The 15,762-nt window shown below is 72.3% G+C and carries 14 protein-coding genes; 11 read left to right on the top strand and 3 right to left on the bottom strand.

Going from position 1 to position 15,762, the window contains the following annotated elements:
• The first annotated feature begins 12 nt into the window (after nucleotides 1-12).
• The gene (locus tag OG866_RS30270) at nucleotides 13-1,281 is read left to right on the top strand and encodes a TerD family protein (protein WP_329339561.1); all 1,269 of its coding nucleotides are present in this window, start codon (nucleotides 13-15) and stop codon (nucleotides 1,279-1,281) included.
• Here the strand turns inward: OG866_RS30270 and OG866_RS30265 are convergent.
• Both OG866_RS30265 and OG866_RS30260 read right to left on the bottom strand, forming a co-directional pair.
• Nucleotides 1,278-2,519 carry a helix-turn-helix domain-containing protein gene (locus OG866_RS30265; RefSeq protein ID WP_329339559.1) on the bottom strand — a complete coding sequence of 414 codons (1,242 nt, stop codon included), beginning with the start codon at nucleotides 2,517-2,519 and terminating at the stop codon, nucleotides 1,278-1,280. The genes OG866_RS30270 and OG866_RS30265 overlap by 4 nt on opposite strands.
• A gap of 3 nt (nucleotides 2,520-2,522) precedes the next feature.
• Nucleotides 2,523-2,675 carry a hypothetical protein gene (locus OG866_RS30260; protein ID WP_165951142.1) on the bottom strand — a complete coding sequence of 51 codons (153 nt, stop codon included), beginning with the start codon at nucleotides 2,673-2,675 and terminating at the stop codon, nucleotides 2,523-2,525.
• A gap of 247 nt (nucleotides 2,676-2,922) precedes the next feature.
• On the opposite strand from OG866_RS30260, the gene OG866_RS30255 reads away from it, so the two are divergent.
• The 10 genes from OG866_RS30255 (at nucleotide 2,923) to OG866_RS30210 (ending at nucleotide 14,786) form a co-directional block, all read left to right on the top strand.
• Entirely contained in the window at nucleotides 2,923-3,900 is a 978-nt protein-coding gene (locus OG866_RS30255) for a DUF3068 domain-containing protein (RefSeq protein ID WP_329339557.1), read from the top strand.
• Nucleotides 3,901-4,099: 199 nt separating this feature from the next.
• The gene (locus OG866_RS30250) at nucleotides 4,100-5,251 is read left to right on the top strand and encodes a glycosyltransferase family 4 protein (RefSeq protein ID WP_329339555.1); all 1,152 of its coding nucleotides are present in this window, start codon (nucleotides 4,100-4,102) and stop codon (nucleotides 5,249-5,251) included.
• The gene (locus tag OG866_RS30245) at nucleotides 5,248-5,988 is read left to right on the top strand and encodes a class I SAM-dependent methyltransferase (protein ID WP_329339553.1); all 741 of its coding nucleotides are present in this window, start codon (nucleotides 5,248-5,250) and stop codon (nucleotides 5,986-5,988) included. Before OG866_RS30250 ends, OG866_RS30245 begins: the two co-directional genes overlap by 4 nt.
• Complete coding sequence (locus OG866_RS30240) at nucleotides 5,985-10,151, top strand: alpha-(1->3)-arabinofuranosyltransferase domain-containing protein (protein WP_329344373.1); 4,167 nt, start codon at nucleotides 5,985-5,987, stop codon at nucleotides 10,149-10,151. Before OG866_RS30245 ends, OG866_RS30240 begins: the two co-directional genes overlap by 4 nt.
• Nucleotides 10,148-11,521 carry a condensation protein gene (locus tag OG866_RS30235; RefSeq protein ID WP_329339552.1) on the top strand — a complete coding sequence of 458 codons (1,374 nt, stop codon included), beginning with the start codon at nucleotides 10,148-10,150 and terminating at the stop codon, nucleotides 11,519-11,521. The genes OG866_RS30240 and OG866_RS30235 overlap by 4 nt, the downstream gene beginning before the upstream one ends.
• Complete coding sequence (locus OG866_RS30230) at nucleotides 11,518-12,261, top strand: class I SAM-dependent methyltransferase (RefSeq protein WP_329339550.1); 744 nt, start codon at nucleotides 11,518-11,520, stop codon at nucleotides 12,259-12,261. The genes OG866_RS30235 and OG866_RS30230 overlap by 4 nt, the downstream gene beginning before the upstream one ends.
• 24 nt (nucleotides 12,262-12,285) lie before the next feature.
• Nucleotides 12,286-13,197 (top strand): DMT family transporter, encoded by a 912-nt coding sequence (locus tag OG866_RS30225; RefSeq protein WP_329344371.1) that lies wholly within the window; start codon nucleotides 12,286-12,288, stop codon nucleotides 13,195-13,197.
• Nucleotides 13,194-13,412, top strand: a complete 219-nt coding sequence (locus OG866_RS30220; protein ID WP_443063585.1) for a Trm112 family protein — start codon at nucleotides 13,194-13,196, stop codon at nucleotides 13,410-13,412. The genes OG866_RS30225 and OG866_RS30220 overlap by 4 nt, the downstream gene beginning before the upstream one ends.
• Entirely contained in the window at nucleotides 13,409-14,221 is an 813-nt protein-coding gene (locus tag OG866_RS30215) for an FkbM family methyltransferase (RefSeq protein WP_329344367.1), read from the top strand. Before OG866_RS30220 ends, OG866_RS30215 begins: the two co-directional genes overlap by 4 nt.
• Complete coding sequence (locus tag OG866_RS30210; protein ID WP_329339548.1) at nucleotides 14,187-14,786, top strand: hypothetical protein; 600 nt, start codon at nucleotides 14,187-14,189, stop codon at nucleotides 14,784-14,786. The genes OG866_RS30215 and OG866_RS30210 overlap by 35 nt, the downstream gene beginning before the upstream one ends.
• Nucleotides 14,787-14,796: 10 nt before the next feature.
• Here OG866_RS30210 and OG866_RS30205 read toward each other — a convergent pair whose 3' ends face one another.
• Entirely contained in the window at nucleotides 14,797-15,726 is a 930-nt protein-coding gene (locus OG866_RS30205) for an ATP-grasp domain-containing protein (RefSeq protein WP_329339546.1), read from the bottom strand.
• Nucleotides 15,727-15,762: the final 36 nt, after the last annotated feature.

Below are 15,762 nucleotides of genomic sequence, written 5' to 3'. Positions count from 1 at the left end.
GGGGCAGTAGCTGTGCCTGAGCTTCTCAAGGGCGGGAACACCACGGTCGGGGCGGGGCCGCTGACCGCCGAGCTGCGCTCCGCGGGCGACCCGGTGGACCTCAGTGCCCTGCTGGTCGGCGCGGACGGCAGGGTCCGGTCCGACGCCGACCTCGTCTTCTACAACCAGCCCACCGTCGAGTCCGGCGCGGTCCGCCACCTCGCCGCGGAGGCCGGCGCCCCCGAGCGGATCGCCGTGGATCCAGGCGCGCTGCCCGCGGACGTGGACCGGGTGGTGCTGGTCGCGAGCTGCGATCCGGACGACACGAGTCGCACGTTCCGGGAGGTCGGGGGTGTCACCGTCCAGGCCGCGCAGGACGGTGCCGAGCCCATCGTCTTCCGGCAGCCACCGCTGGTCGACGGGGAGCGGGCCGTCCTGCTGATGGAGCTGTACCGGCGGGCCGGGGGCTGGAAGCTGCGGGCCATCGGGCAGGGGTACGCGGAGGGGCTGGCGGGGCTCGCGACGGACTTCGGGATCGATGTGTCAGAGCCCGAGGCGCCCGCGGAGCCGACGCCGGCTCCGGTACCTGCCGCCGCTCCCCCCAGTCTCGTCAAACCCCCGCTCGGCAGGGTCAGCCTCGACAAGGGCGGCCAGGTCTCGATCAGCCTGGACAAGAAGGACCGCGAGCTGGTGGTCACCGTGGCCCTGGAGTGGGACGGCGGCAGCGACCAGCGGCGTCGGCGCGGTGCCGACCTCGATCTGTACGCGCTGTTCGTGCCGGCGTCGAAGGCGCAGCGGGGTGGGTCGCAGGCGCCCGGCACGATCGTGAAGACCGGCCTGGCGAAGCAGATGCCGCAGAAGGGCGACAAGGGCCCGAAGGCGGACGTCGTCTACTACAAGAACCTCGGCTCGCTCCAGCAGGCCCCCTACATCCAGCTCGACGGCGACTCCCAGGTCCCCGGCCGCGAGACCGTCCGGATCGTCCGCCCGGACCAGCAGGGCTATGTCCTGCTGTGCGCCTACTCCGCCCTCAGCAACGGCTTCGGCTCCTTCAAGAGCTTCGGCGCGCAGGTGGTCGTGGACGACGGCCGCGGCTCCCATGTCACCGTCCCGCTCTTCGAGAACACCAAGACCCGCTACTGGGTGGCCATCGCCCTCGTCGACTTCACCGCGACGGACGGCGCGGCGATCCACCACATCGAGGCGTACAGCGGCCGTATGACCGAGCGCCGCCCGGTCCTGCACCCGGACGGCACGATCGAGATGAACGCGGGGCCGGTGGAGTTCAAGGGCCGCGACTAGGAGCGGCTCGTCGTCCCGAGGGCTCCCCTCAACCGCTGGGCCCGCAGCACCAGTTCGAGTTCGAAGCGGCGGTCCGGATCGTCTATCTCGGCGCCCCAGAGTTCGCGGATCTGGCGGAGGCGGTAGCGGACGGTCTGAGGGTGGACGCCCAGGCGGGTGGCCACCTCGGGGGCGCCGCCGCGGGTTTCCAGCCAGGCCAGGAGGGTCTCGGCGAGGCGGCGGCCGTGGGTGGGGCCGCAGTGGGCGAGGGGGGCCAGGCAGCGCAGGGCCAGGTCGTCGATGAGTTCCTCCGGCTGGAGGAGGACCAGGGCCTCCGTGTGCTCGGTGCAGTACAGGACCTCGCCGGCCGGCAGCAGCCCGCGTCCCATGAGGCTCACCGCCGCCTCCGCCCAGCGCAGCGACTTCGCCGCGTCGGCGAGCGGGACGGGCGGGCCGATGGCGCCGGCCCAGCCGGTCAGGGCGCGGTGGAGGAGTTCGGGGCGCCCCGCGCAGTCCGGCTCGGGGACGACCATGCGGGGCTGCTCGTACTCCATGTCGAGGAGGACGCCCTGGCCGACCGCGGGTGCCACGGCCTCCCGGGCGGGGCGGAGCAGGACGCCCACCGCCACCTTCTCGGGGAGCGCCCAGCCAATCCGGGCGGCACGCTCGGTGAGCAGGTCGTCGGGGTTGCCGCCGCGCGGACGTTCCGCCAACAGCAGTTCCATCAGGCCGCGTTGGAGGCGTAAGCGCTCGCCCGCCTGGCGGGCCGCCGCCTCCGCGTAGCCGCGGACCGACTGGTCGACGAGGCCGTCCAGGTACTCGTAGCCCGCGTCGACGAGTTCGTACATCGCGGGCGGCGGGATCTCGACGCGCTGGCCGATCTCGGCGAAGCGGCGCCAGGCGAGCCGTACGCCCATGCGATAGATCGCCTGGAGCGAGTCCAGGCTGCGCCCGCCGAGCCCCTCGCCGCGGCCGAACTCCTGGAAGACGCCGGGCGGGACGGTGGGACGGCCCTCGGCGGTCTCCAGGTGCTGGACGAAGACCTCGATGGCGCGGCGGATGCCGACGAGCGCCATCGGCTCACCGGACTCGTCGAGGACGACGGGCAGATGGGGGTACTCGCGGCGGATCTCACGCAGGATCTCGTCGGCGAGCTCGGGCGCCTCGGCCATGGCGATCGCGGCGAACCGGCGCACCTGGAGGCGGGGTACGTCGAGCCAGGCCGAGCGGGAGCTGACGGTTGCCGGTCGGGCCGTCACGGCTCAACTCCCCTGGCCCGCTTGCTCGTATGTGATCAAGGGGGTGTTGGGCTGGTCGGGCGTGGCGTCGAGCAGGGCGACGATGCCGAGCGCGGCACCGACGGCGAGCACGGCGGCGGCCACGACGGTCAACGCGGCGGCAAGCAGTCTGGACATCGCAGGGTCAGCCTCTCAGTGGCTCTCTTCCGGCGGTCCCCACCCCGGCGCGCTCCACCCTGACGGTCCGCCCCAGTGTCGACATGAGATTGACACCTAGTCAAGACGGCTCTACGGTTCCCGGCCCAAGGGCCCTGTCGTCACACTCCCGCCTGCCCCGCGACGCCCTCCGGGCGGACGACGGGAGTGTGACGACAGGGCCCAGAGCGGCCCGAACTCCGTACCCTCACGCCCCTGGAGTGCCCGGATGCGCCGTACAGCCTCACCTCTTTCCCTGATTCTGCTGGGACTCGGCACGTTTTTGCTGGTCCTGGCGCCCCTGCTGGCGTGGTACGTGACCCCGCGGGCCGCCGTGAATCCGATCGACATCGATCAGACCGCCGTCTACAAGGGCACCGGCAGCGTCTTCGACACCGACAAGGTCGAGACCGTGCCCGACCAGGAGATCACCGTCACTCAGCGGGTGCGCGGCAACGTCGAGGACAGCGAGCGCAGCGGCGACGCGGTCTGGGACGTGACGACCACGGTCGACACCGACAAGTCGCTGCCGGCCTCCGATCCGCACGACGCGCTGGAGTTCGTCCCGCACCGCTGGGTGATGAACCGCAAGACGACCAAGCCGGTCCACTGCTGCGGCGAGAAGCCGTACATCGAGGGCGAGGCCTATCTGAAGTTCCCCTTCGACGTGCAGAAACGCTCGTACCAGTGGTGGGACAACTCCCTCGGGTCGACCGTGGTGTTGACCTACCGGGATACGAAGAAGGTCCAGGGGTATACGGGTTACCGGTTCACCGGCACGGTCGCCCCGGCGAAGGTCGGCACCCGGCTGGTGCCGGGCAGCATCGTCGGTCTGAAGAACCAGCCGCAGGTGCTGGCCGAGGAGTGGTACTCCAACCACGGCATCGAGCTGGTCGTCGACCAGCGCACCGGCCGGGTGATCTACGCGCAGGTCGGCCCGAAGCGCACGCTGCGGGCGCCGGGCGCGAAGAAGGACGCGGTGGTGCTGCTGGACAGCGAGAAGATCGCGTTCACCACGGCGACGCAGAAGGACGCCGTACGGCAGGCCGAGCGGGACAGCGGACAGCTGAAGGCGATCGGCGTGACCCTGCCGATCGGGGCGGCTGTGGGCGGGTTCGTCCTGGTGGTGGCCGGTTCCGTTTTGTTGGTACGGGGGAGGCGGCATCCCGGTTCTTCCGATTCGCCCGACCCCACGCTCACGATGTGACGTGACGTCAGCTCTAATAAGCCCGGAAATTGTCATCCCGGTGAGTAGCAATGAGGAACGGGTGGGCGAAAACTGTCCACCCCCACCCGAGCACAGTCCGCCCACACTCACCTCGTAGGAAGCACTCAAATCCCCCACAGGAACGTAAAGCACCTCCCCACGCTTCGAGTTCCGCACCCTGAGACGAGTTGGAGCACGCATGCCCCAGCACGTGCCTTCGTCGCTGCGCGCCACGCACACCCCGGCATCGCAGCACCCCTCGGCGCTCCCCCCACCTCCGCGCCGAATCGTTTTCCTCGCCCATCGTGATCTGGGCAACCCGGCCGCCGGGGGCTCCGAGCTCCTGGTCGACCGGCTCGCCGACGGCCTCACCCGCCTCGGTCACCAGGTCACCCTGCTGTGCGGCGGTCCCGCGTCGTACCGCGACTACCGGGTCGTCTCCGCGGGCGGCGAGCTCGGTCACTTTCTGCGCGCCCGCTCGGCCTTCTCCCGCCAGGTCGGCGACTGCGACCTGCTGGTCGAGGTCTGCAACGGAATGCCGTACTTCGCGCCCCTGTGGCACCGCGGTCCCACGCTGTGCCTGGTCAACCACGTCCACACCGACCTGTGGAAGATGCGGTTCGGCGGCCCGATGGCCCCCGCGGCACGGCTCGGCCGAAGACTCGAACACTGGGCGCTGACCGGTGCGCAGCACCGGAGTCTGCTGGTCGCCGTGTCACCGTCCACCGCGCACGCCCTGCGGGCGATCGGGGTGGAGCGTGAGCGTATTCGCGTCGTCCACAACGGGGTCGAGGAGCCGGGGCCGCGGGCCGACCGGTCGCCCGACCCGATGTTCGTGGCCGTCGGACGGCTGGTCGAGTACAAGCGCATCGATCTGCTGCTGCGGCTGTGGGAGCGGGTACGTCCCGTGACCGGCGGGCGGCTTGTCATCGTCGGTGACGGGCCCGAACGGGAGAGACTCCAGCAACTCGCGGGGGCCGGCGTCGAGTTCACCGGCCATGTCTCCGAGGCCGAGAAGCACCGGCTGCTGTGCGAGGCGTGGCTGTTGATGCATCCCTCGGCGGTGGAGGGGTGGGGCCTGGTCGTCACCGAGGCCGCCACGCGCGAGACGCCGACCATCGCCTTCGACGTGCCCGGGCTCCGGGACTCCGTCGTGGACGGGGAGACGGGTGTGCTGGCGCGGGGTGAGTCGACCTTCGCCGCCGCCTGGTGCACGCTCGCGCTCTCCGGCGAGCGGCGGGAGCTGATGGGCAAGAGCGCCCGGGAACACGCGGCACGCTATCGCTGGGACCGCACCGTCAGACAGTTCCGCGCGGTGGCCGCCGAGGCGGTGAGGAGCTGGGCGCCATGACCGGCACCGCTCTCAAGGACCCTTCGTTCCGCAGATCTCTCGCCCTGTTCCGCGCCTTCCGCCATGAGCAGGACGATCCCGAGGCCTGCTACTCCCTCCTCGCCCGCGACTCCGTCGACCAGGTCGAGGCCTACGACGGACCCGTCACCGGCCGGACCGTCGTCGACGTCGGTGGTGGCAGCGGATGCTTCACCGAGGAGTTCCGGCGGCGCGGCGCCCACGCCTACCTCTTCGAACCCGACGTACGGGAACTCGGCGCCAAGCCGCCCGACGGGGCGGTGATCGCCGACGGGTATCTGCTGCCGCTGTACGACGGGGTCGCGGACGTCACCTTCTCCTCCAACGTCCTTGAGCATGTCGCCGATCCGCAGACCTTCGTCAGTGAGCTGGTGCGGGTGACGCGGCCCGGTGGGCTGATCTATCTGTCGTTCACCAACTGGCTGTCTCCGTGGGGCGGTCATGAATGGGCGCCCTGGCACTATCTGGGCGCCGATCGGGCGCGGGCCCGCTATCGGCGCCGTACCGGAAGGGCCGCGAAGCACACCCTCGGCGAGAACCTGTTCGCCGTGCACATCGGCCCGACCCTGCGGCAGGTGCGCGCCCGTGACGACGTCAGGGTCGTCTCGGCGCGCTCCCGCTACTGGCCGTTCCTCGCCGAGACCGTGGTGAAGGCGCCCGGGATCCGTGAGGTGGCCACCTGGAACCTCCTCCTCATCCTCCGGCGGTGTCCACCATGACGACGTCCACGGTCCAGGCCCCTCCTCCGGCCGCCGTCCCCTCCACCGCGCGCATGTCGGGCCCGCCGGAGGGCCCGCGGTCGCGCCGGTGGCTGGTGGGGTTCTGGGCCGTGGTGTTCGTGCTGTTGCTGGTGGTGCATCCGGGGCGGCAGACCTTCGACACCAAGCTGGGTGTAACGGTCGACCCGGGGCGGTTCTTCTCCGATCTCGGGCAGCTGTGGCAGGACCAGGGGTCCTTCGGCGGGATATCCGACCAGTACGCCGGCTATCTGTGGCCGATGCTGCCGTTCTACTGGCTGGCCGACGCCGTACGGCTGCCGGTGTGGCTGGCGGAGCGGCTGTGGCTGTCGCTGATCGTGTCGGTCGCCTTCTGGGGCGCCCTGCGGCTCGCGGAGCGGCTGCGGATCGGGAGCGGGGCGTCACGGCTGCTGGCCGCTCTCGCGTACGCGCTCTGGCCGGTCTTCACCATCGTCATCGGGTCGACTTCGGCCGCCGCTCTGCCCGGCGCCTTTCTGCCCTGGGTGCTGCTGCCGCTGATCGACGAGCGGTACAGCGCGCGGGTCGCCGCCGTGCGGTCGGCGCTGGTCATCCCGTTCATGGGCGGTGTGAACGCGGCCGCCACCCTCGCCTCCCTGCTGCCCGTGGGGCTGTATCTGCTCACCCGGCCGTCCGGGCCACGGCAGAGAAAGCTGCTCGCCTGGTGGGTGCCGGGCGTGCTCCTCGCGACCGCCTGGTGGTGGATCCCGCTGCTGCTGCTCGGCGTCTACGGGGAGAACTTCCTGCCGTACGTCGAGAGCGCGCAGACCACCACGGAGACCATGTCGGCGACGGAGGCGCTGCGCGGCGGCGGGAACTGGGTCGCCTATCTGCACTTCGGTGAGGCGTGGCTGCCGGCCGGGTGGACGGTCGCGTCCTCGGTGATCGTGATCGTGTGCTCGGCGCTGGCCGCCGGGCTGGGGCTCGCGGGCCTCGCGCGGCGGGATCTGCCGGAGCGGCGCTGGCTGACGCTGACGGTGATCGTGGCCGCGCTGATCCTGCTCGCCGGATACGGCGGCGGGTTCGGGGCGCCCTTCCACGGGGTCGTGCAGGACTGGCTGAACGGGGGGCTCGCGCCGTTCCGGAACATCTACAAGTTCCAGACGGGGCTCGCCCTCGCCCTGGTGCTGGGGCTCGCCCATCTCGTCGGGGTCGCCGCCGAGACGCGCGGGGCGCGGCCGGTGCGGGGGCGGCGGTCGGCGCCGCTGGTCGCCGCCGTGCTGATCCTGCCGGGGCTGATGTGGCCGTACCTCAACGGGTCGATCCTGAACCCGGGTTCCTTCCAGGAGATCCCCACGTACTGGAAGTCGACGGCCACCTGGCTGGAGAAGTTCTCCCCCGACTCCCGTGCCCTGGTCGTCCCGGCGACCGCGCACGGCGTCTACACCTGGGGCTCGACCATCGACCAGCCGCTGGACGTGGTCGCCAAGTCCCGCTGGGCGCAACGCGATTACGTGCCCTTCGGCACGGCCGGCAACCGGCGGGCCATGGACGCCGTGGAGAACGCCCTGACGAGCGGCGGCGAGGTCCCCGGGCTCGCCGACTTCCTGGCCCGCTCCGGCATCCGTTACGTCGTCGTCCGCAACGACCTCGACCCCGACCAGATCGGCTATGTGCCGACGACCGTCGTCAAGCGGACGCTGGAGCAGTCCGGGTACAAGCGGGTCATCGGCTACGGGCCGGTCATGACCGGCGGCCGGATCGTGCACGACGCGCCGCTCGCGGTCGAGGGGCTGTACCCGAGGCAGCGGGCGGTGGAGATCTACATGCCGCCCGACGGCACCCAGAACCCGGGACACGCCGCGCTGCTGCCCGTCGCCGACACCGCCGCCGTCTCCGGCGGCCCCGAGACGCTGCTGCCGTTGGCGTCCGAACTGCGCGGCCGGGCCACCGTCCTGACCGGCGACAACCACCCCGGGCTCGGCACCCCGCAGCTCCAGATCACCGGCGACGGACTGCGCCGCGCCGACACCCGGTTCGGCCTGGTCAACGCCAACACGTCGTACACGTACACCAGTGGTGAGCGCAACGCGCCCGACGCCTCCGAGGACGCCGGGGAGCAACCGCACCAGATCCTGCCGGCCAAGGGCCTCGACCACCAGACGGTCGCCCAACTGCGCGGCGCGAGCTCGGTGACGGCGTCCTCGTACGGCAACTGGCTGTTCCATCTGCCGCAGTTCGACCCGGTCAACGCCTTCGACGGCAACCCCGACACCGCGTGGGTGGAGGGCTCCCTGGGCTCGGCGGACGGGCAGTGGCTGCGGATCGGGTTCACGGACGACGCGTACGACATGCCGTCGTCGTTCAAGGTGACCCCGCTGCCGCAGGAGAGCGTGCGGGCGGCGCCGACCAAGGTGCGGGTGGAGACGGAGAACGGTTCACGGACCAGTTTCCTGCGCCCCGACGGCATGACGCAGTCGGTCAAGGCGCCGCCCGGGCCGACGAGTTGGATGAAGCTGACCATCCTCGACTCGATCGAACGCCGCTCCGGGCTGCTGGGCGCGGGCTTCTCCGAGATCGGCCTCCCCGACGTCCAGGTGACCCGCCTCCTCCGGCTCCCCACCGACGCCGAGGACACCGGATCCGACGCCGAGCTGATCTCCCTGCACCGGGCGGCCGACGGCACGGAGGCCGGCCTGCACCGCCGCTTCTCGACGGCCACGGCGGGGACGTACGAGGTGAAGGCGAGCGCGACCACCGTGCCGGGCCCGGAACTCGACCGGCTGCTGTACGAGGTCGCCCCCGACCAGGACAACCGCATCGTCGCCACCGCCGACTCCACGGCCGCCCTCGGCACCGGACTGTCGGCCCGCAACCTCACCGACGGCGACCTGACCACGGCATGGATCGCGGGCGATCGCCCCACCATCCACCTCAGCTGGGACGGCAAACAGCCGGTGAGTGAACTGGTCCTGGCTCCCGCCGGGGGCCTCGCCACCCGTCCCACCCAGGTCGACATCAGCTCCCCGGACGGCTCCACGACCGCCGACGTCGACGAGAACGGCTGGGTCCGCTTCCCGGCCATCACCACCGACCGCCTCGACATCACCGTCACCGAGACGGCGCCGGTCACCCTCTACAACCCGGTCGTCGACGAGAACCTGCGCCTCCCGGTCGGCCTGACCGAGGCCTACATCCCCTCCCTCGACCAGTACCGCACCCCCCAGCCCCGCGACACCCGCACGTTCTCCCTGCCGTGCGGCGAGGGGCCGGTGGTGTCGGTGGACGGCGAGCTGTACCGGACGAGCGTGAAGGGCACGGTGGCGGACCTGCGCGAGCGCCGACCGGTGTCGGTGACGCTCTGCCAGGAGGGAAAGCCCGGCGCCGAGTTGGAGCTGTCGGCCGGTGCCCACCGGGTCGAGGGCGGCGACGCCGGGCCCCTGACCCTCACCGACCTGACCCTGACCCGCGGCACGGTCACCGAGCCCACCGCCGCGAGCCGCGACCTGAAGATACGGGACTGGCTCGGCGACCGCCGCGAGGTGACGGTCGGCTCGGGCGCGGCCATGTATCTGACGACGTACGAGAACTACAACGACGGCTGGAAGGCCACACTCAACGGCAAGGAACTGTCGCCGGTACGGCTCGACGGCTGGCAGCAGGGCTGGCGGATCCCGGACGGCGCGGGCGGCACGGTCAAGCTGTCGTACGAACCGGCGGTGACCTACGACGGCGCACTCATCGGCAGCGGCATCGCGCTGCTGCTCCTGCTGGCCCTCGCCCTGTGGCGGCGCCGCTCCCCCAACCCCGACGAGCCGCAGCCGGTGGCGCCGCCGCCGGGACTGTGGCTGGGCACGGTCGCGCTCACCGTGGTGGGCGTGGTGATCGCCGGCTGGTTCGCCCTGCTGGTCCCGGCGCTGGCGCTGCTCGCGTACCGGCGCCATGCCTGGCTGGTCCCGATCGCGTTCGTGGCCCTCGCGGGAGCGGGGATCGCGGCGGCGACGGGGGCCGGTGAGCCGGTGGCGGCGGGCGAGGGGGCGTTCGGGCGGGCGGCCCAACTGCTGGCGTTGATCGGCCTGTTCGCGGCGGTGGTGAGCGTGCGCGATCCGGACGACGACGGGGACGCGGGCGAGTCGGAGGCGCCGACGCAGGTGCTGCCCAGGTTCGAGGGGGGAGAGAAGGCGTGAGCGTGCGGACCGTTCCGTTCCCCGTGGTGGACGAGGTCGCCCGGCACTGCCTCCAGGAGGAGGAGCCGGAGACCGTCCACATCGAGGTCCATCTGCCCGGCCGCCTGGACCCGGCGGGCCTGCGCAAGGCGTTCCACGAGGCCCTCCTGCGCCACCCCCGCATCCTGATGCGGGAGGCGCAGGGGCGCTGGTACCGACGCCGCTACGAGTGGGAACTGACCGAGCGGCCGGACGTGGAGGTGGTGACGTTCCCGGCACCGGGACGGGACGCGCTGCGGGACGCGAGGACGCGCGCGCTGACGACAGCACCGCCGCTGACGGATTCGCCGCCGGTGCGGTTGGAGGTGGTGGAGCGAATCGGCCCGATGGAGGGCAGCGAGGCCTCTGACGCGGTGGGTTCGCCCGCCCGCGCCGGCGGGGTGCCGCCCGTCTTCGGGCCGGGTGCCGCCCCAGCGGCACGACTGCCCGCAGGCTACGGAACTGTTCTGTTCCTCACCATCAACCACACCGCCCTGGACGGCCCCGCCTGCCTCCGCGTCCTCGCCACCGCGGCCGAGATCTACGGCGGCAAGGACAACTCCCCCGCCGCACCTCCCACCCGCACCACCGAAGCCCCCCGGGACGGGACACCGGCCCCCTCCAATTGGTCACCCCCCGCCCGAGTGGCCCCCGGCACCCCCGAACCGTCCCCCGGCAACGGCATGCTCGTCACCGAACTCCCCCTCCCGCACCGCCCCAAGGGCGCCCCCTACACCGTGAACGACCAGCTCATGGTGAGCACAGCCCTGACGATCGCCCACTGGAACAGGGAGCACGGCAGCCGCCCCCGCCCCCTGCGCATCACGATGCCGGTCGACGACCGCCCCCGGGACCTCACGATGCCCATCGGCAACGGCACCCGCCTGGTCGAAGTGCCCTTCGCCCCGGACGAGTTGACGACCCCCGACCTCCAGGACCTCCTCACCCGCACGGCGACCCGCACCCGCGCCCTCAAGTCCCTCCCCCGCCCCCAGCTCGGCCACGGCGCCGCCCTCCTCACCGCCCCCGTCACCCCCGTGGCCTGGCGGGCGGCGCTCACCCGTGGCCTTCGCCGAGCAGCCGCCCCCTGGACGTCGACGACCCTCCTCAGCAACATCGGCCGTATCCCCTACCCCCTGGACTTCGGCGAGGACGCGGGCCGCGCGCACGCGGTGTGGTTCTCGGCGCCGGCCAGGATGCCGCGCGGCCTGACGGTGACGACCGCGTCCACGGCCGGCCGGCTGCATCTCGCCCTGCGCTGGTCCCGGTCCCTGCTCAGCCATGGCGACGGCGCCCATCTGCGCGACCTGTTCGAGCACTACTTGCACACCACGGACGTGGAGCAGTCATGACCACCGCCCAGACCGACCGTGCCGCCGCCAAGCCCCCCGAACTGCGCGACTTCTACGAGAACCCCGCCGTCCCTGTCGCCTCCGGCACCCCGCGCAGTCTCCGCCAGGCCCGCATGCTGGCCGCGGCGCTACAGGAACGCCCCGCACAGACGGTCCTCGACATCGGCTGCGGCGACGGCACCGCAGCCGCCACGGCCGCCCCCCTCCTCCCCGGCCACCACCTCGTCGGCGTCGACTGGTCCCAGGACGCCCTGCGCCGCGCCCGCACCCGGCTGCCGTACGCCGTGCGCGGTGAACTCACCGACGGGGGCCTGCCGTTCGGCGCCGAGTGCGTCGACGCCGTGCTGTTCAGCGAGGTGATCGAGCATCTCGTCGATCCGGACGCGGCGCTGGACGAGATCAGGCGGGTGCTGCGCCCGGGAGGTCATCTCATGCTGTCCACCCCGAACCTGGCCGCCTGGTACAACCGTGCCCTGCTGCTGGCCGGGGTGCAGCCGGTGTTCTCCGAGGTCAGTCTGCGGGCCATTCACGGGCGTCCGGGGCGTGAGGTCGTGGGGCATCTGCGGCTGTACACCGCCCGTGCGCTGCGGGAGTTCGTCGCCGCGGCCGGCTTCACCGTCGTACGACTGGAAGGGGCCCCCTTCCACGGCGTACCGCGTCCGTTGCGGCCGCTGGACCGGCTGGCGTGTCGCAGACCGTCGCTCGCCTCGATCCTGTTGTTGCACGCGCGGAAGACCTAGGGGGCGTGGACGATGTGGTGGGGAGTGGCGGCGGCCCTGTTGGCGAACACCCTGTACAGCATCGGTTTCGTCCTGGAGAAACGGGCGCTCACCTCGTTGCCCGAGGTGTCGATCCGGCAACCGGCACGGCTGCTCCGCCTCGTGCTCGGCAGCCCCCTGTGGATCGGCGGTTCGCTCGCGCTGGCCGCCGGGTTCGGGGCGCAGCTCGTGGTCTACCGGACGCTGCCCATCGCCGCCGCGCAGGGCATCTTCGTCTCGGGGCTGGTGCTGCTGGTGCTGCTGTCGGCGCGGCTGCTGGGCGAGGAGACGACCGGGCGGGAGCGGTACGCGCTCGGCGCGATCCTCGGGGCGCTGCTGATGGTGGTGCTGTCGCTGGACGAGAGCGCGGACGCGGTGAGCCAGGCGGCGCCGTATCCGCTGATCCTGCTGGTGTGCGTGCCGTCGCTGGCCGCCGGGGTGTGGCTGTACGGGTCGGCGGAGCGCCGGTCCCGGCACCGGCACCGGCTGCCGACGACCGGTGTCGAGTACGGCGTGGCGGTGGGCCTGCTCTACGGGGTGAGCTCGCTGGCCATCAAGGGGGTGTCGACCCGGCTGACCTCAAGTGGGCTGGGGACGGCGGTGGTTGACGTGCTCCGCTCCCCGTACCCGTATCTCCTGCTCTTCACCGGCGCGTTCGGGCTCGTCATGTCGCAGGCCGCGCTCCAGCGGTGCCGTGCGTCGCTGATCGTGCCGGTGTGCACGACGGTGACCTGTCTGTTCACGGCGGTGCTCGGCACGCTGTCGTTCGGCGAGACGCTGCCGCACGACCCGCTGCGGCTCGCGCTGCGCCTCGCGGGCACCCTCCTCGCCGTCTCCGTCCTGCTGTCCATGCCCAGGCACGACCAGCAAGCTGACCTTCAACCCCCCATCGGTGCCAAGGAGTTGACACCCCCATGAACCCCGACGACCCGCTGCTGCGGATCCTGGCGTGCCCGCTCGACAAGGGCCCGCTGCACCTCGTCGTGCCGGACGAGGCCCTCTACAACCCGCGGCTGCGCCGCCGTTACCCGATCGTGGACGGCATCCCGCAGCTGCTGCCCTCCTCCGGGGAGCAGGTGTCGGACGACGAACACGAGCAATTGCTCAAGCGGATGACAGGGACGACGCCATGACGCTGGCCGCGAGGATCGCCCCGCTGCTGCCCGACCGGCTGGTGGCCGCCGTCGCCCGGGCCGTCTATCCGCGCTTCGAGCCGGAACTGGCCCGGCTGCCCGAGCTGTGCCCGGACGGCTGCGGCACGGCGGTGGACGTCGGCGGCTGGTACGGCCCGTGGACGCGCCGGCTCGCGGGGCGGGCCGACCGGGTGGTGACCGTGGAGCCGGTGCCGCGGCTGGCCCGGCTGCTCGCCGCCACCACCCCGCCCAATGTCCGGGTCGTCCAGGCCGCGGCGGCCGAACGCCCCGGCACCGCCCGGCTCTGGCTGCCCCCGGACGACGCGGGCGAACGCGGGGTGTCCTCGCTGGTCCGCCGGGACATCCATCAGCGGGCGCTGTCCGTCGGCTGCGTCACCCTCGACGAACTCGGCCTGAAGGACGTCGGGTTCATGAAGGTCGACGTGGACGGCAGCGAGCTGGCGGTGCTGCGCGGCGCGACCGGCATCCTGGCCCGCGACCGCCCCGCCCTCTTCGTCGAACTGGAGTCGCGGATCCAGCCGATCGGCCCGGTGGTGACGTATCTGGCGCTGCTCGGCTACGCGGGCTGGGTACTGCCGGGCGACACCTGGGTGCCGCTCCGCACCTTCCCCCTGGAGGCCCACCAGGAGGGCGCCTCCTACGTGGTCTCCCACGGTCTGCTGCGGCGCGTGCTGCCGTTCCGGGGCCCGCGGTACGTCAACTCGGTGCTCTTCCTCCCGGACGGCCGCCGTCCCGCCGCCGGCGTCGGCGACCATGGGACGCATGCCCTCCGCGAAGCCCCCCACTAGCCCCTTCGGCCCGCTCGACTTCCAGCTGGTCCTGCTGCGCCGCATGGCCGACCACAACCCGGACCTCGTCGAGGACGCCCGCCGTGAACTGGGCGCCTCGCCGGCCGACATGCGCGAGGCCAACAAGCGCTGGCAGGCCATGCTGCACTCCCCGCGCGCACGCGCCGCGGCCTCCCGCTACCGCTCGGTCCTCGGTACGCCGGAGTCGGTGCTCACCCGCAAGGTCGGCGACATGGAGTGCGAGGCGTGGCTGTGGCCGCTGCCGCTCTGGCCGGGCCTGCGGTTCGAGGTGCTGCTGGCGCCGACGGGGACGGCGGTGTGGAACGAGTGGCTGGTCCGGGCATCGGGGGCGCCGGGCCCGGACCTGCGCACCCTGGAGGATCTCACCCCCTGGTCGTGCACGGTCGACGAGGCGGCCCGCGCCTTCGCCCCGGCCCGCCCCCTGGAGGGGACGGCTCCCACGCGATGGGGGCTGGCGTTCACGGCGCCGGACGCGGAGGGCGTACGCCGGGAGTGCGCGGCGGAGTTCACCTGGGGACTGCTGCAACGGCTGACGGTGCGCTGAACTGCCGCCTCTACGGGTGACCGGGGGTCGCGTGCGCCGCCCCGGCCGCCCTCAGCACGGCCTCCACCACCGTCGGCAGCGACTCAGGGTGCAGGAACAGGAAGAGATTCGGCTCGACGAGCTCCAGCTCCATCACCACCGGCGCCCCGTCGTCCCCGTCGACCAGGTCCACGCGCGCGTACAGCAGCCCGGGAGCGTCCGCCACGGCGGCGGGAGCGTGCTCGGTGGCATGCGGTACGGCGGCCAGGGCCCGCTCGGCGACGTCCAGCTCGGCCGGGGTCGCCGTCCACCGCTCCAGGCCCGGGTGGGCGACCTTGGCCGCGTCGAAGGCGGTACCGGGCGCGAGCACGGCCCGCTTCCGGCTGGCGTGCAGCAGCCGCCCGCCGAAGAACTGCAACGCCCGCTCCCCGCCGGCGTCGATGCCCCGCATGTACGGCTGGATCATCGCGGTGAACCCCTCCGCGTGCATCCGCTCAAGATGCCGTACGGCGGTGTCGTGCTGGTCAGCCGTGTACCGGGCGGCGTAGCGGGCCCCGGCCCCGGAGGTCGGCTTGACGACGTACTCATGACCGCTCGGCAGATCGATCGCGTCGCCCGGCGCGAGATACGCGGTGGGCACGGTCGGCACCCCGGCCGCGGCCAGCTCCCCGAGGTACCGCTTGTCGCTGCTCCAGCGCACCACGTCGGCGGGATTGGCGAGCCGGGTCACCTTGCCGACCCGCTCGGTCCACGCCGTGAACTCGGCGGCCCGCCAGCTGTAGTCCCAGGTGGACCGGATGAGGACGAGGTCGTACCCGCCCCAGTCGACCTCGGCGTCGTCCCAGAACACGGCCTCCGCGTCGGCCCCGGCCGCCCGCAGCGCGTCCACCAGCACGGGCAGATCACGGTCACGGGAGGGCTCGGGCCCGGGGTCGTAGGTGGCGAGGGCGACACGGGGCACGGGGTGGGGTCCCTTCTCGTACAGCAGACAGATCCT

It is taken from the genome of Streptomyces sp. NBC_00663, assembly GCF_036226885.1.
GTDB lineage: Bacteria > Actinomycetota > Actinomycetes > Streptomycetales > Streptomycetaceae > Streptomyces.
Note: the sequence above shows the minus strand (reverse complement) of the source record. Positions and strands in the feature narration are given on the sequence as shown.